Genomic DNA, 22,678 nt, shown 5'->3' with positions numbered 1-22,678 from the left:
ATATGAGAAAAGCCTCAAGGATGAAGTTAACAAATCGCTTAGTTGCCTTTGTAACGATTATCGTGATTTGCGCAATTTTAGTAATTTTTATTGGTGGTGCATTGAGTTTTCGTAAACTCGGTCAAGACTCATTAGTGCATTATCTTGATGGTGTTGTTAGTGTTATTGATCAAGAACTCTCCGAGCCTCAAGGATCTCAAGCGTTATCTCGTTGGCTGCCGACGTTACTCAAAGCGAGTAATGTGGTGACATTAACGATTAAAGATGGTGATAAGCAACTATTTGGTTTTAAAGGTAACCAAATCGTTCCTGATCCTAATATTATCTATCATCATCAATATTTACTGCCGACACACTCAGGCTACCAAGTAACGATTGCAGCCATTCCTCTTTATAGTGAATTTACCTACTCTCTTGGTGCGATGTCTTCAATTACATTGGCGATATTGATTGTCATCTTGGGCTTAATTCGTGGTGTGCATTGGTTACGTACGCAATTATATGGCTCTGAATTATTAGAAGAGCGTGGGCGAATGATTTTAGCGGGTCGGGTTGAACAATACGCTGAAGGCAATGATTATGAGTGGCCTGCAACGGCGAGTTTAGCCCTTGATCAATTGATTAGCGAACTTAAAGATGCTCGCCAAGAACGCAGTCGGTTTGATACTTTTATTCGTACGCACACTTTCTTAGATCAACTCACAGGCACGGCAAATAGAGTCTTATTTGATAGTCGGTTGCAGTCGATGGTGCAAGATCAAGACAGTCACGGCGCGGTGATCTTATTACGTTTAAGTGATTGGGATGAAATGTGTGCTCAGCAAGGAAGAAGTATTGCTGATGAATTGTTACAAGACATTAGTGTGATCCTCTCTAATTTTATTCAGCGTTTCCCTGATACTGTATTAGCGCGTTATTTTGATGCTGAATTCGCCATTCTCATTCCGCAACAACCAGCCAAAGAAATTAAACTGTTTACTCATCAATTATTGAATGCCGTTGAGCGTTTATCGCCTCCGCCACCGATGGAAAAAGATAATTGGTGTCATATTGGCGTAACTTATTTTCATGGTGGTGATCGCCGTGGGCGCATTATGGATGAAGTCGATACTGCTTTGCGTAGCTCACAGTTACAAGGGGCTAATAATTGGAATAGCTTTAACAAAGATCATCAATGGGACAAATCACGCGGAAATGTACGCTGGCGGACCTTGATTGATAAAACGTTAACGCAAGGTGGGCCACTATTATATCAACAGCCTATTATTATGGCGGCCGATGAACAAATAATGAGTTATGCCTTATTGGCGCGTATTAGGGATGATAATGGTGACATTATTAAAGCCTCTAATTTTATGTCAGCGGTAGAGCAAGTGGGTTATTCGGTACGTTTTGATCGGGCTGTGATTAGTCAAACTCTAGTATTACTTAAACAGCAATCTGCTGATAATAGTTATGCGGTTAATATTACGACCATTAGTTTACGTGATAAAAAATTTGTTAAATGGCTTCGATATGAGTTATTGCAATTACCGCGTCCGGTATTAAATCGGTTATTGTTTGAAGTATTAGAAAGTATGTTGGTTAAACATCTGGATGCGATACGACCAGTATTACGAATGTTAAGCGGTCTTGGTTGCAAGCTTGTTGTTTCAAAAGCGGGCAGGACGATTGTTAGTACTTACTACATTAAAGACATTAAAGCGGATTATATTAAATTACATCGTGGTTTAGTACGGGATATTCATCAGCGCCAAGAAAATCAATTATTTGTTAGAAGTATGCTCGGTGCGTGTGCGAATAGCGATGCTCAAGTGATTGCGGTTGGAGTAGAAACTAACAAGGAATGGCGGGTGTTACAACAGCTTGGGGTGGTTGCGGCGCAAGGGCGTTTGTTTGTTGCTGAGCTGCCAATAATACACGATCACAATCCTTAAAAGAGATTATGTTGAACATATTAATATGATAGTTATCATTTAAAGTGATGTGGATCTGACATTTAATACATTAATATTGTGAAGTAGGAATACTTTACCTAAAGTGCGCGTTGTTATTTTGCTCTTACTTTTGGTTTGTTTGCTCATGATCCAACGCGTATTTTCTTCGTTTTTATTACGTAAAAATCCTTCATTGAATGCTGCTATTAGTCTATTTTCTGATGCGGTTGTTGTAGCTGTTGAAAATGAAGCTGATGTTATTGTTGATTCTGTGTCAATCACCTCGACCTCTGAGTGGCCAAGTGTCATTGAAATGTTGATCGCCAAGCATCAACTTACTGGTAGTCAACTTGCGGTTGTTTTAGGGCAGGGTTTATACCAAAGTTTATTGATTGATAAACCAGAGTTAAGTGGCGATGAGCTGACACTCGCTTTACCTTATCTGGTTAAAGATTTAGTCAATGAAGCGCCTGAAGATATTGTTGCAGATGGTTTTAGTAGTTTACATAACGATCGGTTACAGGTGTTTGTTAGCACTCGTCAACAACTAAATAAAATTGTATCAGCTTGCCAAACTGCAGGGTGCATTGTTGGTTGCATGACTGTTGAAAGTGTTGTTTGGAGTGAATTCACGGTTGAAAATCGCAGTCAATTAGTGGTTCATCGCTATGGTAATGGTAATTTACAATTAACCGCATTTAGTCAGAATAAACTCTTTTTTCAACGTCAATTGCGAGGGTTTGATGTCCCTTTAGTTTCAGAACCAAGCTCTAATATTCAAGCCTTGCAGCTTGATAGTTTAGCGTTAGAACTGCAACGGTCGTTAGATTTTCTGAGTGCGCAATTACGTGATGATCCAATTAGTCAGCTATTAATTAGTTGTGATAATGACAATAACCAACAATTAGCATTGGCATTAAATGAACGGCTAACTGTTATGGTTCAGGCGGTTGAACCTTCATTGAGCTTATTAACATCTACGGGAACACGTGTTGCTTGGGCTGGGCTTAAGCAAGGGTTTTCGTCTGCAATTAATCTTTATTCACAACATCTGCAACCCAAACGACAATGGCTAAGCCTTAATAACATGGTCGCGAGTTGGTTGGTATTAGTGGTATTAATTGGCGTAATCAGTGGTGTTTATTCTTTTAAATCACGTCAGTTAGTGCCTGAATTAGTGACCAATAAAGCACAGTTAACTACGGCACAAAGTCAATTAACACTGACTCAAAAACAATTATTACTCCATATTGTTAGTCCGATAAAACAACAGCAAGTTAGTACATTAGAACAAGAAATTATCGCTAAACAAGCGACATTAAAGGCCGTTGCTAATCATGACGCAAGTTTAATGGTGGGTTATGGTCAGGTATTAACGCAACTTGCTACCGCAGCCTCAAACAATATTGCGATTGAACGTATTTCAATTTCAGGCCATGCGATGGATCTTAACGGTGTTGCTCGTTCTCCTGATGCGGTCCCACGTTGGTTAGGTACCTTTAATCGTTATTCTACCTTAGCAGAGCGCCGATTTCAGTTACTTGATATTGATCGAAACGACAGCAATCAAATCACGTTCACATTGCAAGCTCAACGTATGCAAGAGGCAAATTAATGAAGATAACGTGGCTTGAATGTCAGCAAAAATTTGCTAATTTGTCAGTGCGAGAACAATGGCTAATTACTGTTTCAGGTTGGATTGCGATTAGCTTTATCGGGGTATTTATGGTGCTTGAACCTCAATGGTTATATTTGCAAAGCCAAACTAATCAGGTGCAGACGCTTAATAATGATGTGGTTGCTACGCGTAATAAAATTACTGTCTTACAACGTCAATTAGCCCAAGATCCCAATAAAGAGGTTGAAGTTAAAATTGCTCAATTGACCGAGAAAAATGCCCTATTAGTACAACTGCTTCAACAAAAAATAGGCCGCTTAATTTCGCCGACACAAATGCCACATATTCTTGAGCAAGTATTACGTCATAGCAAAACGTTACGCTTACAAAGTATTGTGTCGTTGCCCGCAGCTCAACTAATGAGTGGCAATGAGCAAGGCTATTATATTCACCCTGTACGGATGATATTTGAAGGACAATATTTTGATGTTATTCGTTATTTAACTCAGCTTGAGGCGTTACCTGTTAATTATTATTGGCGCAATTTGAACTATCAAGTGATGCAATATCCATGGGCAAAAATTGAGCTTGAGTTATATACGTTAAGTGAAAGTAAGGACTTCATTGGTGGTTAAATATATTGTGGCAGGATCAGTGCTTAGTTGTTTATTTTTTGCTGTAACTGTACAGGCACAGCAAGATCCTACTGCTCCTTTAGGATGGCAAAAAAAAACATCGCCAGCAATCATTTCAACACCGAGATTACCGCAGTTACAAAGTGTTATTTGTGATAATCATCGTTGTCGTGCCACCTTAAATGGTCATACGGTGACGGTGGGTAGTCATATAAAAGGTTATAGAGTCAGTCAGATAAATGACAGCTCAGTAATATTAACTCGCAATCAAAAACAGTGGCAATTGTCGCTATTTACCGCAGATATTAAGCAGTGAAGGTACGTAAAAATATGCAACGAATCATACTTGGTGCAATGATTACTTCGTTAGTCGGCTGTTCAACTCAAATGGGGCATCAGTCGCCTGTTGCAATTAAACAAGCGCTTAACCAAGCTGCTAATGATGCGGTTAGTCGACCTGTATTTGAATTACCTGCTGCGGTTAATGCTGATTTGATGCCAGCATTGAACAGTAATGATTTCCAGTCATCTCAAACGTTAGAGAAACGGTTTCGAGTTAATGCCCGTAATGTTGATGCCAATGCCTTCTTTTCGAGTTTAGTTCAAGGAACGCCTTTTAATATCGTGATCCATCCTAATGTGAGTGGCTTAATTAGCTTACAGTTAAAAGATGTCACTCTTGATGACGTGTTGGATGTTGTTGATGATGTTTATGGTTATAGCACCACTCGTAAAGGTAATATTATTCAGGTGTTTCCCGCCACTTTACGCACCGATATTATTCCTGTTGATTATTTGCACCTTCAGCGTCAAGGGGTGTCATTAACATCAATTACAACCGGTTCAATTGCCAATACTAATAATTCAACATCTGCAAATGATGAGGTCAATGTTTCTGAGGATGTCAGTACCACAACCGGCGGTACGACGATTAAAACCAGTTCGGAAAGTGACTTTTGGCAACAGCTAGAAAAAGTGGTTCGCGGCATGATCGGTCACGGTGAAGGCCGTAATGTGATGATATCACCGCAAGCGGGTTTGATTTCTGTGCGTGCCTTTCCCAATGAATTGCGTGAAGTAAAACAATTTTTGGGGATTTCACAGCAGCGGTTAGTACGTCAGGTGATATTAGAAGCCAAGATCATGGAAGTGACGCTTAATGATAGCTATCAGCAGGGTATTAACTGGCAAAATATCACCCGTAGTATTGGTGGCACCGATATTGTGGTGGGAACAACCCCCATCGTCAATACTGCGGCAATTGCTGCTTTACCCGGTGGAAACGCTATTTCAGACCTGTTAGGCGGTCAAACCAATATTACCATTAGTGATGGTAATTTCACTTCGGTGTTAAGTTTTCTGGAAACCCAAGGTGATCTTAATGTACTCTCAAGTCCTCGTGTAACCGCCGCTAATAATCAAAAAGCAGTGATCAAAGTTGGTGGCGATGAATATTTTGTAACTAATGTATCCAGTAGTAATGTTTCAGGTGATAACAGTACAGCTGCTCCTGATATTGAGTTAACGCCATTCTTTTCAGGGATCTCATTGGATGTGACACCGCAAATTGATGATCAAGGCGGAGTGTTATTACATGTCCATCCTGCCGTTGTTGATATTAAAAACGAGGTCAAGAGTGTTGATCTGGGTGAAAAATTTGGTATTTATCAATTGCCATTAGCTAAAAGTACCATTCGTGAATCGGATTCAATTATTCATGCTCGTAGTGGTGATGTGGTGGTGATTGGTGGTTTGATGAAAACCGTGATGACAGATCAAGTATCTAAAGTACCCTTGCTGGGTGATATTCCGGTGGTGGGAAATTTGTTTCGCAATATTAATAAAGTGAAGCAAAAAACTGAATTGGTGATTTTATTAAAGCCAACCGTGATCAGTGATCAAACCTGGCAAAAAGAGATCGAACGCTCACGGGCACTGGTTGATGAATGGTTTCCAGAAGATAAGTAACGGATGTATTTATCACATTTTGGGCTCCATTCAGCGCCGTTTTCATTAACACCGAATACCGCCTTATTTCATGCCTTACCAACTCACATCACAGCCATTGATACGCTATTGGCAGGGCTAGCAATGGGCGATGGTATTATGCAGCTGTCAGGTGAGGTTGGTACGGGGAAAACCCTCATTTGTCGAATGTTAATCAATCGGTTACCACCACAATATGATTTAGTGTATTTACCGACACCAGCCCAATGCGGAATAACATTGCAGGTGGCGTTAGCGTATGAATTAGGGATCCAGATCGCAGTTGATCGATATCGACTTACGGTTGATATTCATGAACAATTATTGCAGCGTAAAGCCAATGGACGCGCAGTAGTGGTGGTGATTGATGAGGCGCAAGCATTAGCCGATGATGCATTAGAAATGATTCGTTTGTTAGGTAACCTTGAGACTGAATCTGAAAAATTACTCCACATTGTATTAATTGGTCAACCCGAATTAGATCAACGCTTAGCACATTATCAGTTACGTCAATTGCAACAGCGAATAACGTTACGAGCGATTTTATTACCGTTAACGGAGGCCGAAGCTGTGGCTTATATTGAGCATCGAATGTTATTAGCGGGACGTTGTTCTGCGCTATTTTCCATTGCACAAGCGCGGGCTATTTGGTTTGCGAGTGGTGGCATTCCAAGATTGATTAATCAATTAGCACATAAAGCATTATTAGTGGCCTGTAGCCAACAGCGTGATTGTATTTATCAGCAAGACATTAATATAGCGATTGCTGATACTGTTGCGGCTCGACAATCAAGTCGGTTGTGGTGGCGATGGTTGGGATGGAGATATTTATGAGTGAGTTAAATCGCCGTTTGAGTGCTTTAGCACAGCAGCAACCCGATGATGCCACAACAGTATTACAAGCTGCGACAATCACACCGTTACCGAACAAGCGCGGTAACTACAGTGTTGTTGTGATGATAATCTTGCTGCTTATTGGCTTGGTGGTTGGGGGGCATTATTGGCGTCAATCTACTGTGGCGCTTGCTGCTATAACGTCAATCTCATCATCAACGGTAACCTTGCCAGCCAAGAGTTCATTACCCGTCATAGTTGTACCCAAAGAAACGCCTCCAGTAAAAAAGGTAGTGTTACCTCCTGTTGTAATACCCGTAGCGGCTAGTTCACCGTTAATTGATTCTGAGCCAGTAGATTTGGCTGCAATGCCCGTTGCTGAAGCAGCGATTGAAACGGTTGAGATGGAACAAGAACTCGCCAGTTCCTATGAACAAGGTTATGACAGTGGCTATCAACAAGCATTAATCGAACAGCAACAAGTGAAAAATGTGGCTGTTGAGCAGCCAAAAAAGGTGAAAGCTACTGTCGATCTCAAGCCATTACCAAGCCGTTTATCTATTCAAACGGTGGCGTTAACACCATCGCAATTGGCTGAGGTTGAATACCATAAAGCTGAAAAAGCATTGCGTCAAGCCAATAGCCGCCAAGCGATTATTCATCTTGAAGCCGCATTAAAATATCGTCCTCAGTGGATTGTTGCTCGTCAAAAACTGGCCGCATTATATTATGGTCGTGGTGATAACCGCCAAGCAGTAGCGATGTTACAGCAAGGGTTACAGCAACAACCACACGATGCCGAATTGCGATTAACGTTAGCCAAATTATTAGTTAATGAAAATCAACCTCAAGCAGCATTAACGGTATTAGAACAGCCATTAAAGGTTGATTCAGTGGCCTTTCTAGCAATGCGGGCAGCACTTGCTCAGCAGTTAAATAACACAGCTTTAGCACTGATAAGCTATCAACAATTATTACAACAAGATGCAACTGATGGTCGCTGGTGGTTAGGATTAGCCATTGCTCAAGAACGGAGTCAGCAATTGACGTCAGCATTAGTTTCTTATCGTAATGGGCTCATGCATGGTGGGATATCGGTGGCATCACAACAATTTATTCAACAACGCATAACGGCATTACAACCTCAAAGGAGCTAACAGATGCAAATTCGATTACGTAAACGTTTAGGTGATCTGTTGGTTGATGATCATGTTATTGCGCAGCAGCAGTTGGATCAAGCCCTTCATCAGCAGCAAATTACGGGACGTAAATTAGGTGATACGCTGATTGGAATGGGATTTCTTAGTGAACAGCAGTTGTTGCAATTTTTAGCGCAACAATTAGCGATTCCGTTGGTCGATTTGACGCGAATTGTGGTTGATAGTGACGTAGTGAACTTACTATCAGAAGTTCACGCGCGCCGGTTACGCGCTTTAGTGATTAGCCGCCGCGGTGAGGTAATACGGGTTGCCATGAGTGATCCTGCCGATTTGGCGATGCAAGAAGCGCTGCTTAACCAATTACATAACTATCAAGTCGAGTTTGTGATTGCACCAGAGCGGCAGTTGATCACCGCTTTTGATCGTTATTATCGTCGCACCAAAGAAATAGCCTCGTTTGCTGAACAACTTAACGCAGAGCATCAAACTCAACAACATTATGGGTTTGGGTTTGATGATCAGGATAATGATGAAATGACAGTGGTAAAGCTGATCAATTCATTGTTTGAAGATGCGTTGCAAGTGGGGGCATCTGATATTCATATTGAACCCGATGAAGATGTATTGCGGATTCGACAACGTATTGATGGCGTTCTTCATGAAACATTACTCAATGAAAAAAGTGTCGCGGCAGCATTAGTATTACGTCTTAAACTAATGAGTGAGCTAGATATTTCAGAAAAACGCCTGCCTCAAGATGGACGTTTTAATATTAAGGTTCGCGATCATTCGGTCGATATTCGTGTCTCGACAATGCCGGTGCAATATGGCGAATCGGTGGTAATGCGATTGTTGGATCAATCAGCAGGCATTCTCGATTTAGATCATGTTGGAATGCCTGCGGATCTTTTATTGCGAGTGCGACGACAATTAAAACGCCCACATGGGATGATTTTAGTAACCGGACCGACAGGCTCGGGGAAAACCACCACATTGTATGGCGCACTTAATGAGCTAAATAAGCCGGGTAAAAAGTTAATTACCGCAGAAGATCCGGTTGAATATCGCTTACCTCGAGTGAATCAGGTACAGGTGAATAATAAAATTGGGCTGAACTTTTCATCTATTTTACGGACTTTTTTGCGTCAAGATCCCGATGTGATTTTGGTTGGTGAAATGCGAGATCAAGAAACAGTCGAGATTGGATTACGGGCAGCCTTAACCGGACATCTAGTTCTCTCTACATTACATACCAATAATGCGATTGATAGTGCGTTACGTATGATCGATATGCAAGCGCCAGGCTACTTAGTAGCAAGTGCTGTAAGAGCTGTATTAGCGCAGCGATTAGTTCGTCGTGTGTGCCGTGATTGCTCAAGTGTTGCAGTATTAGAAGATGAACAACAACTTTGGTTACGTGCTCGTCATCTGGGTGATGATTATAGTGTTTTTAAATGTGGGCAAGGTTGTCAAAGTTGTAACTTCACGGGTTATAAAGGGCGTGTTGGAGTATTTGAGTTATTAGAGATTGATCAACCGATGATGGACGCATTACGCAATAATAATGCGGTGTTATTTAGTCAAATAGCACGCGAAAGTAAAGGTTACAAGCCATTAGTTGAATCAGCGTTAGCACTGGCTTTAGCGGGGATCACCAGTTTAGATGAAGTGATGATCTTAGCTGAAGGTGATTTTGATGATTATCGGGTTGGGTTAGCGACTAATGAAACGCTTTAATTATCGCGGTCGAAGCGCACAAGGTCATATTCAACGGGGTCAGCTGGAAGCCGTAACGCAATCAGCGGCGACAGATCAATTATTACGCCAAGGTATTATCCCATTAGAGATTAAACTGGTGACAGATAACGGCTCATCATTATCATTTAATTCCTTATGGCAACAACCGTTACCACTTGAAGTGTTGGTGATTTTTTGTCGGCAGTTATATAGCCTCACAAAAGCGGGAGTACCATTATTACGCGCATTTAAGGGGTTAGAACAAAGTGCTAGTCATCCATTATTACGCTCAACCTTAGCGATAGTTGCCATTGAGTTAACTAATGGGCACTCGTTATCAACAGCAATGAAGCAGCATCCGCGGGTTTTTTCTGATTTATTTGTATCAATGATCCATGTTGGTGAAAATACCGGTCGTTTGGATCAAACGCTATTGCAGCTGGCGAATTACTATCAGCAAGAAATGGATACTCGCCGCCAGATTAAATCGGCAATGCGTTACCCGATGTTTGTCATGATTGCGATTGGACTCGCTATGGTGGTGCTAAATACCCAAGTGATCCCTCAGTTTTCAGGCATGTTTGCTCGGTTTGGCGTGGATTTACCATGGCCAACCAAAGTGTTAATTACAACCTCAAACGTGTTTGTTGATTATTGGCCACTAATGATTATTTTTGGCATAGCAACTTGGGTTGGGGTTCGTCTGTGGCGCAATACTGCCACTGGACAATTGCGGTGGGATTTATGGCGATTACGCGTACCGATTGTGGGTAGCATTATCAATCGAGCTCTAATGGCGCGTTTTTCTCGTACTTTTGCCTTAATGGTACGTGCTGGTTTACCGTTAAATCAAGCGTTAAAAATGGCCGCAGAAGCACTGGATAATCAATTTTTAGAGCAACGGTTGCTGGAAATGAAACTAGGAATTGAAAGTGGCAGTAGCATTACTACCACAGCTGCGGCGACAGAAATTTTTACACCGTTAGTATTGCAGATGATCGCGGTGGGTGAAGAAACCGGTCAGATTGATGATTTATTATTAGAAGCGGCTGATTTTTATGATCGTGAAGTTGATTATGACTTAACAACCTTAACCGCACGCATTGAACCGATATTATTATTAGTGGTATCGGCAATGGTGTTATTACTGGCTCTTGGTATATTTTTACCGATGTGGGGGATGTTAGATGTCGCCAATTCTGGGTGATATTTATAAATTACAATCAATATATTTAAAGACCATTGATATTAATAGTTATATTAACGATCTCTTTATTATTGTTAATTACATTACCTGTGAAATACCCTAAAAGAATTATATCAATCTTAATTGGTATTAATCTTTTTTATTATTAATTAGTTACAAAATATTGCTGGTGTTTTTTTGACGAAATGAGAAAATATGACGATAGTTTTTTGACAGTTTATATTGTTAGGAATAACCAGTGTCAATCCGACCTAAAGGTTTCTCATTTATTGAATTGGTTATTGTTATTGTCGTTATCGGACTATTAACAGCTACTGCTTTACCGTTATTTATTAATATTATCCACCAAGCTAAACAAGCCGCTATTGAAACAATTAGTGGTAATTTCGCGACGGCGGTTATTTCTGCGCGATCACAATGGGAAGCTGATGGTCGACCGAGAACGGCTGATAATAATATTGTTAATTATGATGGTAGCGTTTTTAAATTAACCCCAGCAATAACTCAACGCTCGGGGGTAATAGGGTATCCATTTGGATTGTTAGTAAGTACCACTTCTGATGTTGAGCAGTTAACGGTTCAAGATTGTGTTGATTTAATGGTTAACTTATTACAAATCCCACCATCGGTAACGGCATTAATGGCTGATGCTGCAACGGGGAAGTATGTTTTTTTCGCCACAGTTGAAGGTCAGCAGACTGATAAATTGTGTCGATATTATCAGTTAGCATCAGCTAACAGCAATCGCTCAGGCGCAATTAATGTGACTGCCGGGCATTCATTTACTTACATCCCGGCTCAAGGCCGGGTTGAAGTGAATCTACATAAGAAAAAGGACTAAATTATGCAACGTCAAACCGGTTTTACATTAATTGAATTGGTGGTGGTGATTGTTATTTTGGGTATTCTTGCCGTTACAGCAGCCCCTAAGTTTTTGAACTTGCAAGACGATGCGCGTGCGTCATCACTGCAAGGCTTAAAAGGCGCGATTGATGGTGCAGCAGGTATTGTCTACGGTAAAGCTGCAATTGCGGGAGCCGAATTAGCACCGCAGAGTTCTATCGATAATGTTTATACATCTTATGGTTACCCGAGGGTACTTGAGGGGAATCTAGAATCTATAGTTATGGGTTTAGATAATGATTGGCAGCAAGTTGAGATAAAAAACGATGATTTAGTTACTTATACATATAAAGGTAATTTAAATATGAGTGAGTGTATTGTGACTTACACTCAAGCAACGAGTAAAGCTGCAGCAACAACAGTTGTTAAGCTTGGTAATGGATGTACTTCTCCATCTAATTAATTATTTATTTACATTCCGACTTAAAGTCGTGTTGAAGTGAATCTACATAGGAAAAAGGACTAAGTTATGCAACGTCAAAATGGTTTTACATTAATTGAATTAGTGGTAGTGATTGTTATTTTGGGTATTTTAGCTGTGACAGCTGCCCCTAAATTTTTGAATTTACAAGATGATGCGCGCGCGTCATCATTGAAAGGCTTAAAGGGGGCAATCGAAGGTGCCGCTGGTATTACGTATGGCAAGGCTGCGATTAAGGGGATTGAGAATAAAGACGCTGCGGCTGGTGTAGGTGTTGATGATATTCCGACTGCATATGGTTACCCTGTTGCAACATCAGCAGCATTATCGGCTGTGGTTTCTGGTCTTAAGAATGACTGGAAAGTAGCAGGAACACCAGCGAACAACAAAATTTCATACACCTATCAAAGTAATGCTAATGATGCGACTATATGTGTTGTAACTTATACTCAAGCAACAAGTACCGCGGCGGCGACAACGGTTGTTAAACTAGGCAAAGGTTGTGAGTCTTCAGTTCAATCATTGACGAAATAGCGATCATTAATGATGCTGTTTTTATTCGAAATAGCATCATTAAATAATCATCACTAAAGGTTAACGCTGTGGCGCGACAACAGGGATTCACCTTAATTGAATTGGTGATGGTGATCATTGTATTGGCAATTATCTCTGTCACTGCCGCCAGTCGCTATGCCTCTCGCTCAAGCTTTAGTGCTGAGCTTATGCGTGATCAAGCAATCTCAATTGCCCGTCAAATTCAAATTAGCGCGATGCAGCAGCAACAGTTAGCCTGTGCCACTTTAACCATCACCGAATCGTTATTTGGTTGTGCTACCCAGCAAAATCCCACCAATTATCTTACGACAGCAAACGATCAGGTCACTATTACCCCGAATCATTTTCTTGGTTTTAATTTACTCGGTCAGCCATTTAATCCACAAGGTGAACGTCAGTGTATGACGGGATCAGGCTGTGAGATCACCTTTACTGCTAATAATAACAATCAGGCAAAAATGTGTATTAATCAGCAGGGTTATATTCATACTGGGGCTTGTTTATGAAGTGCTTGGTTCATCATGTTCAGCGTGGATTTACGCTGATTGAAATGATTATTACGATTGTCATTTTTGCGGTGGCGATGGTTATTTTAAGCCGTTTTTTATTGCCCCAAATTGCATTATCAGCTGAGCCGCATTATCAAGCCCGTGCTGCGGCATTAGCCAATGCGATGATGACTGAAATTTTAGCGCGAAAATTTGATGCTAACAGTGATGATAATGGTGAGCAGATCCGCTGTGATGATACCCAAGACTTACAAGGTAAGGTGATCCGTAATCCTTGTTCTATAAGTTTAACGTCACCTATAGATAGACAACAGTTTGCAACGGTTGATGATTATATTGGTTGTTGGCAAGGAAAGAGTGCTAATTGTAAAAATGGTAATGGACGTGAACTAAGTAATGCAGTGGGTGATGTCATTGCTGATGACTACAGTCATTTTACGGTAACGGTTACTGTTTTTTACGATAATAATTTAACTAATTTCCCCAATCCAACAACGGCGGTGGTAGCCCCGCATAATTATAAACGGATCAATATGGTGATTGATAGCGGTCGCTATGGACGTTATCAATTTGCAGCGTATCGAGGCAACTATTAATGTTATCGCGGCACTCGCAAGGATTTACATTGATCGAATTGATCATGGTGATCGTGGTGATGGCATTTATTACTATCGGTATTGGTCGCTTTGTCAGTCTTGGTACTGAGGGTTATTTGCAAACTCGCGACCGGGAACAATTACAATCCCAAGCCCGATTTGCGGTTGAGCGAGTTGCGCGTGAATTACGTGATGCAGTGCCAAACAGTCTTGAGGTGACAGATGATGAAAATGGTCATTGTTTAGCTTTTCGACCGATTCAATACAGTGGTGATTATGTTAATCCAAGCTTAACTCATATTGATGTTATTTCGGGGTTTCTTACTCAGACCTCAGCGCCAATATTTGAAACTAATATGATGGTAGTGATTAACCCCCATAAACCGCAAGATTTTGATGTTATTAGTGATCAAGTTGCTAAAGTGACGGCAATAAATAAAGGAATAGCCGCTAATCAGTGGCAGTTTGAACTTGATGGTCAACATAGCTTTAGAAGTGGTTCATTAGCACAGCGTTTTTACACCTATACCCACAGTGTTAAGTTTTGCATTGAGGATAATAGTCTGACCCGCACCACAATTGATAATATGGGCACTCAATCACCCCCTGTATTACTTGCCCAATATCTAGATACTAGTCTGTCTACGTTTGAACTTGATAATGCTGCTCTTGCGCGTAGTGCATTAGTGGCTTGGCAGTTCACTTTTACTCGCAATGGTGAGTCGAGCCGTTATAACCATACTGTACAGGTGATGAATGCGCCGTAATTCTGCTGTTTCATTACGTTCACAAACAGGCAGCGCCTTAGTGGTGGCTATTTTTATTATTACGGTGATGTCGATGATGGCTGCCGCGATGATCAAAATTAACGCATCTCAAACCGTTACAACTACTCAAGAAATATTAGGTACCCGAGCATGGTTTGCGGCTCACAGTGGGATTGAGATCAGTCTTAATAAATTATTTCCAATTGGTGATCCTAATCAAATGTTAACTTGTGATGTTATTTCTCATCAGATCCCGCTGGTGGATTTTGATGGCTGTAAGGTCAGCGTGGAATGTGATGAGTTTGTGGCTAACGATGATGCAAAGCGTAGAATTCAACTGCGTAGTACAGGACGTTGTGGCAGTGGGCAATATCAAGTCACTCGCCAACAACAAGTATGGGTTAAGGGATTGGTACAATGAAATTTGCAATTATTCTAAGCTGTTATTTGTTGTTAGTGAGCTTTAATGTCGCTAGCGAGCCAGTATTTGATTTTGGTCAGTATCAGGTCACTAATAAAAATGGCTGCATTGAGAGTGACTGTGAAATCATTTTAGAAAAAAACTTTACCCGTAAACCGTTAGTTTTTTTAATGCCTACCATTACTAATAATGGATTAGACGCGCCATCAACACTAAAAGTAACTGCAATCTATAAAAAAACAGCGGAAAAATATGCTTTTAAAGTACGGCAGATATATCCAGTTATTAGCGATAAAATAGAGCTTGAGCTATATAAAATACCAATGATGAAGATCGCTTACTTCGCTATGGAAGAAGGCGAAATAGCTTTAGGTCATAAAGGTCGAATTCTCGCGGGTAAAAAAGAGATCCGTCATAATCTTGAGGGCGGTATTAAAAGCCTTTATAAAAATCAAAAATTACAAAAAAATAGTGCGGAACAGTTAGTGAAAAGTGGCAAACTGATTTCAATTCCTTTGCCACCACAATTTAAGAGCCCAGGGGCTATGGCGGAAATTCAGCCGACTACTGCTGCAATTCCAACTGATGACGATGTTGAAAAAAATTGGTTTACGCCATTAATGATACGTAATAACAATCATAGTAATAATAATTTTGGTGATTTTTATTTAGGTGTTGATAGTTCAGAAACTGGTGCGGTACTGCATAAAAAAGTAACTGTGGCTTATTTATTGGTTGAAGGGAGCGGCTTTCATCGTGGATTACAATTCGCATTGGGCTCCGCTGAAACCCCAAATACATTAAAAGATGATTATAGTGGCAATGCGCTAATTACTCAGCCTGTATTAGAACAATGTAAGGGATTTACTACACTAAATAATACCAATTTCGATTTTTCTGATCAGAGTCAGAATCCAATTTTATTTATGGCGTCTAAAAATTCGCGTTTTGGCTCCAATGGCGGTTGGGTGCGTTTGTGTCAGGTAGAAACTGATGCAGCAGCTCAGCGGTTGAAAGTCAGTTTTGTTAATGATGAAGATCTTAATGAAAATAACCAGCCTGAACGTGCGCATGCCAATGAAGAAGTGGGCTTTATGGCTTTTCAACGCCGTGTTGCTGAAGAAGTGTGTGACGTATTTCCAGGGCCAGTACAAACGTGGCAAGATTCTAAAGGTAAGTTTGAGGGGAGTCATAAACTTAATATAACAGGCGCTGCACTTATAAATAGTAAACGTTATATTGGTTTTGAAACAGTTAAAAATACGAGTGGCTTTTACAGTAATATAAATGATTTTTGTAATGGTAAATCTTGTCAGCCTATAGGTGAAAATGAAAATCTTTATGCTTCGAAATTAAAATTAGATTTATGGCCTCAAGTGGATGATGGCAATTTATCTGAACAACGTGACTTTGGTAGTAAACAAATATTTTGGTTTAATACCATTAATTTAAGTAATAAAAATATTGTATTCCCTTCAGGATCTGTTGTACATGTGAAAACGATGACGCTGAATAATTCGTCATTATCTTCAGAATCTAAAAAAGCCGATGATTTATTAATATTTGTTCATGATTTAAAACCTAGCCAAGATATTCTGCATGAGTGGGTTGATTTAAATGCAGGTACTCAAGTTACGGCGTTAATCTATTCAGAACGTAATTTATTCTTGTCTAATGGTAATAATACAAAAATTGGTAATAATACAAAAATAACGCGAGTTACTGGTGCAGTAACAGCACCTAACTTGATTATGACAGGGGATGTTAATTATATTCAAACTGAAATTATTGGTCAAAGTACGTGCTTTGAAGCCCAGCCTGAATATCAATTAGCAATTACCCCTATTGTTGCAACCTCAACCTTGTGTGAACCTCAGGAAATAACCTTTTTAGTCTCGAAAGTTGGCGCTGCTGATTCTGATTTTAACGGCGATATCTCATTTAGTATTAGCTCTTCTACTGGCGGTAAATGGGCGCGTAATGTTGGGCTTAATAATGCGACCTCATTTGGTGTTGGAACCTCAACTTTTGTGCTGAAAAATAGTGACTCAAGGAGTGTTATTTGGTTACAACCCAATGGTGCAGAAACGGTAACTGTTACTGCATCGATTGCTGATATGGCAGGTGATAAGCCGGTCGGGGAATACAGTTTCATTCCGGGTGGGTTCAGCGTAACTCCTAATAACAACAATATTATTGCTGGTCAGCCATTTTCTGTAACGGTTAAAGCGGTTGCTTGTGCTAATCAACCCAATATTAATGATGCTGTTATTACTCAATATAGTGGTGTCAAGCAACTTGAGTTTGATACTCGTTATCTAGCACCGTCTCAAAGTCAATATCATGTTGGTGCGGTGAGGGGGGGCGATGAGTTATCGTCATTAAAGGTCAATTTTACCAACGGTATCTCTGATGCTATTCGAATGCGTTATCGTGACGCCGGAAGTGTTAATTTAGTGGTCAAAGATAAAACCTGTACCAGTGACTACTGTGAGCTTATAACAACTAAAACTAATCAACTTAAAACCACAGATCTTCCGCAAGGGTTGGTGGGCGAAGCGAGTGTACATTCGCGCCCATGGACATTTGCGATGTGTCCTCAAGCTAACGATAGTTTTACTGGAACGGCAAATAGTGGTGATGGTTTAGTCGCTGCTGGGGATGCTTTTATTATGCGAGCTAAGCCGCTGCAATGGCAGCCGGGTGATAAGGTAAATAATGCTATTGATGTTAGCAATGATAAATATTGTCAGCGACCGATTACGCCCAACTTTCTTGCTAAAGACGCGCCAGTTGCAACAGTAACGGCCTCTGTTGTTGGCATTGATACGCCCCAAAATGGTCACAGTGGTGAGTTAAGTGGTATTACTCGTCAACAAAATAGTGATTCTCATGATAATACGGCAATGATTTTTGATGATTTGCGTTGGAGTGAGGTTGGTAGTGTCAAGTTAGCAATTACAGCTGATAGTTATCTCGGTATGAAGATAAACCCGAGTCAGCGCGCCATTGGGCGTTTTTATCCAAAACAGTTTGTTATTAAAGACAGTGCTATCATCAATGCCCATACTGAATCATCCCCATTCACTTATATGGATCAAACCTTTACTGCTAATGCGATAATTGAAGCGCAAAATGCGGCTGGTGAAGCAACGCTAAATTACGGTAAATTTGCCCCTCAGTTAAAAGAGAGTTTGCTATTAACCGCGGTCGATCTTAATCAAAATAGACAATTAAATGATGTCAGTGCGCGGCTTGATCAATCTAATTTAGTTGCTGGCTGGCAGCACGATTGGCAACAAGCACAGCTTACTCTTCGTGATGGTAAACTAGCATTTACACGCTTACCGAAACAAAATAATCAATTAGTTGCAACTGTGACCACTGCTGATGGTCCATTTAAGATTGGCTTAGGGCTATCAGTCGAGTCTCGATCTCAGTGTTCAAAGTTAGGGTGTACTGATTTTGCGAATAAAACTCAGCCATTGCAACGCTATAATCAATCACAGGTATTAACTGCACCACTTAATGGTTGGGTTGATAGTCGTTATGGGAGGATGGTGTTAGATGATGCCAGTGGCGTATTTGATCAACCGTTAACCATGCCGCTAAAAGTTGAATATTGGAATAGTGATCAGTTTACGATTAATACTGATGACAGTCGTTCACACTTTAATAGTCAGTGGTCATGTAAGCAAATTATCTATACCTCTAAACCTCACGCTAAAGCCAGTTTAAGCGCAATCACCAATAACGTATTACAAGGTAAGAATTATTCGTTACAGGTATTACCCGGTATTGATGAAAATGAAGCTTATATCAAACAACAATTGCGGTTTTGGCTACGAATAGCGGCTCAGCCTGCGACTAATATTGGTTGCACTGAGAATGAAAATGTTAATCAACCATGGCTGACATTTAACTGGCGTGGAATTGGTGACGAGGATCCGTCAGGCTTGGTAACCTTTGGTAATTACCGTGGTAATGATAGAATCATTTATCGTTCGGAAAATGCCTCAATCAACCCATAGAGTAAATAAATTGCGTGTCTAGACGCGGTTTAGCGATCCATATCTTGTTTCACTTGGTAGCACTTGATACATTGAGCGCAATTTACGATTTTTTAACGCTTGCAGGAATAGCTGAAGACTATGTTTAAGAAGCTTCGTGGCATGTTTTCCAATGACTTGTCTATTGACTTGGGCACAGCCAACACCCTTATTTATGTCAAAGGACAAGGAATTGTTCTTGATGAACCTTCTGTTGTGGCTATTCGTCAAGATCGCTCGGGGGCAACCAAAAGTGTTGCTGCTGTCGGCCATGACGCTAAATTAATGCTTGGCCGTACGCCAGGTAATATTGCCGCAATTCGTCCAATGAAAGATGGCGTTATTGCCGATTTTTACGTTACAGAAAAAATGTTACAACACTTTATTAAGCAAGTGCATGATAATAGTTTCTTACGTCCAAGCCCTCGTGTGTTAGTGGCTGTACCTTGTGGATCGACTCAAGTTGAGCGTCGTGCTATTCGAGAGTCTGCTCAAGGTGCGGGTGCACGTGAAGTGTATTTAATTGATGAGCCAATGGCGGCAGCAATTGGTGCTGGAATGCCAGTATCAGAAGCAACTGGTTCGATGGTGATCGATATCGGTGGTGGTACTACTGAAGTTGCGGTGATCTCATTAAATGGTGTGGTTTACTCATCATCAGTACGTATCGGTGGTGATCGCTTTGATGAAGCGATTATTAACTATGTGCGTCGTAATTACGGCAGCTTGATTGGTGAAGCAACAGCTGAACGTATTAAGCACGAAATTGGATCGGCTTATCCTGGCGATGAAGTCCTTGAAATTGAAGTTCGTGGTCGTAACCTTGCAGAAGGCGTACCGCGTAGTTTTATACTGAACTCCAATGAAATTTTAGAAGCACTCCAAGAGCCGTTAACGGGGATTGTATCTGCGGTTATGGTTGCTCTTGAGCAATGTCCACCTGAATTAGCGTCTGATATTTCGGAACGCGGCATGGTGTTAACCGGCGGTGGTGCATTATTACGCGATCTTGATCGTCTCCTTACTGAAGAAACGGGCATTCCTGTGGTAGTGGCTGAAGATCCATTAACATGTGTGGCTCGTGGTGGCGGTAAAGCGCTTGAAATGATTGATATGCATGGTGGTGATCTCTTCAGCGAAGAATAATACTGTCATAGGCTTCCAACTAAACAGGTTATAGCGTTATATGAAACCTATATTTAGCAGAGGTCCATCTCTGCAATTACGCCTGTTTCTTGCAATATTATTATCGGCTAGCTTAATGCTAGCCGATAGTCGTCTTGGTGCTTTTGCCAATATTCGTTATTTATTGAATTCGGCGGTTGCGCCGTTGCAATATGCTGCAAATTTACCGCGTGAAATGTTAGATGTTTTGCGTGGTCAACTCAGTTCTCATCAACGTTTATTGACAGAAAATACAGCATTAAAACGTGATTTATTAGTCATGAAAAGTAATATGCTATTACTTGATCAATTACAGCAAGAAAACCAGCGTTTAAGAAGTTTACTTGGATCTCCATTTGTTCGCGATGAACGCAAAATGGTGGCAGAAGTAATGGCGGTTGATTCTGATCCTTACAGTTATCAAGTGATGATAAATAAAGGCCGTATTGATGGTGTTTATGAAGGTCAGCCGGTGATAAATGATAAAGGCATTGTCGGTCAGGTCTCTTATGTCGGGGCACATAATAGTCGCGTATTATTATTAATTGATCCTACCAATGCGATTCCAGTACAGGTTGTACGTAATGATATTCGTGTTATTGCCACTGGTGGTGGGCGTAACCATCAGATTTTATTAGAACATGTACCCAGTAGCACCGATATTAAAAAGGGTGATCTATTGGTCAGTTCAGGCTTAGGCGGTCGCTATCCTGAAGGCTATCCTGTGGCGCGAGTAACATCATTCTCGTTTGATAATAAACGTCCGTTTGCCCAAATTACCGCTAAGGCGACAGTACAGTTTGATCGCTTGCGTTATCTGTTATTAGTATGGCCAACAGATCGAAATAAAGTGAGCCCTCAACCCGCGGGTGCCGAGACAACACCTGCAACTGTTGTTGAGCCTTTGGTTCCGCCAGTCTCTGCCACAGCAACAGATGCAGTAGTGCCTGCACCGAAGAAGGTGAATCATGCCAACCAATAAAGCACAGGGTCGAATCTGGATTTGGCTATCATTTTTATTTGCGTTAGTGTTACAAGCCGTCCCTTGGCCGGGGGAGTTAGAACCCTTTCGACCATCATGGGTAGTGCTGGTGACATGTTACTGGGTATTAGCGTTACCGCATCGGGTTAATGTCGGTACGGCATTAGTGGTTGGTCTATTATGGGATTTGATTTTAGGTTCGACCTTAGGTGTGCGTGGATTAATGTTGTCAGTGATCGCCTATATTATTGCGCTTAACTTTAGGGTTTTACGTAATTTATCGTTATGGCAGCAGGCAATTGTGATAGCGTTATTATCCTTGGCCGGTAAGTTAATTGAATTCTGGGCTGAATATTTAGTCTCAAATATTAGTTTTTATCCGCAGCAGTTGTGGGCGGTATTACTAAACTTTATCTTGTGGCCGTGGTTATTTTTATTATTGCGCCGAATTAGACGTAAATTAGCGATTCGTTAGCCACAATTAACATTATAGGGGGAAGCCAATCGGTATTCCCCCTTTGTGCTTTTGGTGCAAAAATTACCAAATCATTTAATAAACGACTATTTAATGCGGTATAGCTTATTGCTTGAATCCCGCATTAGTTAACAAAGGATAATTATGTCATCTATTCAACTTTACCTTGCCTCTGGTTCGCCACGTCGAATGGAGCTTTTGGCCCAACTGGGTTATAACTTTGAGCGTATAGTGGTAGATGTTGAAGAATGTCATCAAGCCCAAGAAACAGCCGCGCAATATGTGCAACGTTTGTCACGTGATAAAGCCTTTGCGGGTGTAAAAGCCGCCGATAATGATATCCCAGTACTCGGTGCTGATACTATTGTTGTGGTAGATCAACAAATTCTAGAAAAACCAGTCGATTTTGCCGATGCTGCGCGTATGCTGAGGTTATTATCAGGACGGCAACATCAAGTGATGACCGCTGTCACCTTAGCGACATCATCACACAACCAAACCTGTTTAGTCACCACCCAAGTGTGGTTTAAAACTTTGTCCGATAACGATATTAAAAAATACTGGCAAAGTGGTGAACCGCAAGACAAAGCCGGAAGCTATGGCATTCAGGGGATAGGCGGCAAATTTGTTACCCGTATCGACGGCAGCTATTACGCTGTGATGGGGTTACCGTTAGTGGAAACCGACATCATGGTACAAGATTTTTTAAAGTTATAAGTAGA

At 40.9% G+C, this 22,678-nt stretch carries 21 protein-coding genes; all 21 read left to right on the top strand.

Annotation, left to right across the window (positions count from 1 at the left end):
• The first annotated feature begins 2 nt into the window (after positions 1-2).
• The 21 genes from csrD (at position 3) to BTO21_RS10720 (ending at position 22,673) form a co-directional block, all read left to right on the top strand.
• Positions 3-1,937, top strand: a complete 1,935-nt coding sequence (gene csrD / locus BTO21_RS10820) for an RNase E specificity factor CsrD (RefSeq protein WP_045030041.1) — start codon at positions 3-5, stop codon at positions 1,935-1,937.
• Between the two features lie 145 nt (positions 1,938-2,082).
• Entirely contained in the window at positions 2,083-3,552 is a 1,470-nt protein-coding gene (locus BTO21_RS10815) for a PilN domain-containing protein (protein WP_045030043.1), read from the top strand.
• Positions 3,552-4,190: a hypothetical protein gene (locus tag BTO21_RS10810; protein ID WP_045030045.1), complete on the top strand. Its 639-nt coding sequence runs from the start codon at positions 3,552-3,554 to the stop codon at positions 4,188-4,190. Before BTO21_RS10815 ends, BTO21_RS10810 begins: the two co-directional genes overlap by 1 nt.
• Positions 4,183-4,506 (top strand): hypothetical protein, encoded by a 324-nt coding sequence (locus tag BTO21_RS10805; RefSeq protein WP_052672672.1) that lies wholly within the window; start codon positions 4,183-4,185, stop codon positions 4,504-4,506. Before BTO21_RS10810 ends, BTO21_RS10805 begins: the two co-directional genes overlap by 8 nt.
• A gap of 14 nt (positions 4,507-4,520) precedes the next feature.
• On the top strand, positions 4,521-6,158 hold the full coding sequence (mshL, locus tag BTO21_RS10800) for a pilus (MSHA type) biogenesis protein MshL (RefSeq protein ID WP_045030046.1): 1,638 nt from the start codon (positions 4,521-4,523) through the stop codon (positions 6,156-6,158).
• Between the two features lie 3 nt (positions 6,159-6,161).
• On the top strand, positions 6,162-7,010 hold the full coding sequence (locus BTO21_RS10795; RefSeq protein ID WP_045030048.1) for an ExeA family protein: 849 nt from the start codon (positions 6,162-6,164) through the stop codon (positions 7,008-7,010).
• On the top strand, positions 7,007-8,167 hold the full coding sequence (locus tag BTO21_RS10790; RefSeq protein WP_045030050.1) for a tetratricopeptide repeat protein: 1,161 nt from the start codon (positions 7,007-7,009) through the stop codon (positions 8,165-8,167). The genes BTO21_RS10795 and BTO21_RS10790 overlap by 4 nt, the downstream gene beginning before the upstream one ends.
• 3 nt (positions 8,168-8,170) lie before the next feature.
• Positions 8,171-9,907, top strand: coding sequence for a GspE/PulE family protein (locus BTO21_RS10785; RefSeq protein ID WP_045030052.1), 1,737 nt, complete (start codon positions 8,171-8,173; stop codon positions 9,905-9,907).
• Complete coding sequence (locus tag BTO21_RS10780) at positions 9,894-11,114, top strand: type II secretion system F family protein (RefSeq protein ID WP_045030054.1); 1,221 nt, start codon at positions 9,894-9,896, stop codon at positions 11,112-11,114. The genes BTO21_RS10785 and BTO21_RS10780 overlap by 14 nt, the downstream gene beginning before the upstream one ends.
• A gap of 238 nt (positions 11,115-11,352) precedes the next feature.
• The gene (locus tag BTO21_RS10775; RefSeq protein ID WP_239997982.1) at positions 11,353-11,955 is read left to right on the top strand and encodes a prepilin-type N-terminal cleavage/methylation domain-containing protein; all 603 of its coding nucleotides are present in this window, start codon (positions 11,353-11,355) and stop codon (positions 11,953-11,955) included.
• 3 nt (positions 11,956-11,958) lie between these two features.
• Positions 11,959-12,420, top strand: coding sequence for a type II secretion system protein (locus BTO21_RS10770; RefSeq protein ID WP_045030056.1), 462 nt, complete (start codon positions 11,959-11,961; stop codon positions 12,418-12,420).
• A gap of 66 nt (positions 12,421-12,486) precedes the next feature.
• Positions 12,487-12,972 carry a type II secretion system protein gene (locus tag BTO21_RS10765; RefSeq protein WP_045030058.1) on the top strand — a complete coding sequence of 162 codons (486 nt, stop codon included), beginning with the start codon at positions 12,487-12,489 and terminating at the stop codon, positions 12,970-12,972.
• A gap of 68 nt (positions 12,973-13,040) precedes the next feature.
• A complete protein-coding gene (locus BTO21_RS10760; RefSeq protein ID WP_045030060.1) occupies positions 13,041-13,499 on the top strand; it encodes a type II secretion system protein in 459 nt (152 codons plus the stop codon).
• The gene (locus tag BTO21_RS10755; RefSeq protein ID WP_045030061.1) at positions 13,496-14,098 is read left to right on the top strand and encodes a type IV pilus modification PilV family protein; all 603 of its coding nucleotides are present in this window, start codon (positions 13,496-13,498) and stop codon (positions 14,096-14,098) included. The genes BTO21_RS10760 and BTO21_RS10755 overlap by 4 nt, the downstream gene beginning before the upstream one ends.
• Positions 14,098-14,865: a PilW family protein gene (locus BTO21_RS10750; protein ID WP_045030062.1), complete on the top strand. Its 768-nt coding sequence runs from the start codon at positions 14,098-14,100 to the stop codon at positions 14,863-14,865. Before BTO21_RS10755 ends, BTO21_RS10750 begins: the two co-directional genes overlap by 1 nt.
• A complete protein-coding gene (locus BTO21_RS10745; protein ID WP_045030063.1) occupies positions 14,855-15,286 on the top strand; it encodes a pilus assembly PilX N-terminal domain-containing protein in 432 nt (143 codons plus the stop codon). Before BTO21_RS10750 ends, BTO21_RS10745 begins: the two co-directional genes overlap by 11 nt.
• Positions 15,283-19,317, top strand: a complete 4,035-nt coding sequence (locus BTO21_RS10740; RefSeq protein WP_045030065.1) for a DUF6701 domain-containing protein — start codon at positions 15,283-15,285, stop codon at positions 19,315-19,317. The genes BTO21_RS10745 and BTO21_RS10740 overlap by 4 nt, the downstream gene beginning before the upstream one ends.
• A 120-nt stretch (positions 19,318-19,437) precedes the next feature.
• Complete coding sequence (locus tag BTO21_RS10735; RefSeq protein ID WP_045030067.1) at positions 19,438-20,481, top strand: rod shape-determining protein; 1,044 nt, start codon at positions 19,438-19,440, stop codon at positions 20,479-20,481.
• Positions 20,482-20,521: 40 nt separating this feature from the next.
• Positions 20,522-21,481, top strand: a complete 960-nt coding sequence (gene mreC / locus BTO21_RS10730; RefSeq protein WP_045030068.1) for a rod shape-determining protein MreC — start codon at positions 20,522-20,524, stop codon at positions 21,479-21,481.
• The gene (gene mreD / locus BTO21_RS10725) at positions 21,468-21,956 is read left to right on the top strand and encodes a rod shape-determining protein MreD (RefSeq protein ID WP_045030070.1); all 489 of its coding nucleotides are present in this window, start codon (positions 21,468-21,470) and stop codon (positions 21,954-21,956) included. Before mreC ends, mreD begins: the two co-directional genes overlap by 14 nt.
• Positions 21,957-22,100: 144 nt before the next feature.
• Positions 22,101-22,673, top strand: coding sequence for a Maf family protein (locus BTO21_RS10720; RefSeq protein WP_045030072.1), 573 nt, complete (start codon positions 22,101-22,103; stop codon positions 22,671-22,673).
• Positions 22,674-22,678 lie beyond the last annotated feature (5 nt).

Source organism: Photobacterium phosphoreum (assembly GCF_002954725.1).
Lineage (GTDB): Bacteria > Pseudomonadota > Gammaproteobacteria > Enterobacterales > Vibrionaceae > Photobacterium > Photobacterium phosphoreum.
The sequence above is the reverse complement of the archived record's forward strand: the minus strand, read 5'-3'. Positions and strand labels throughout refer to the sequence as shown.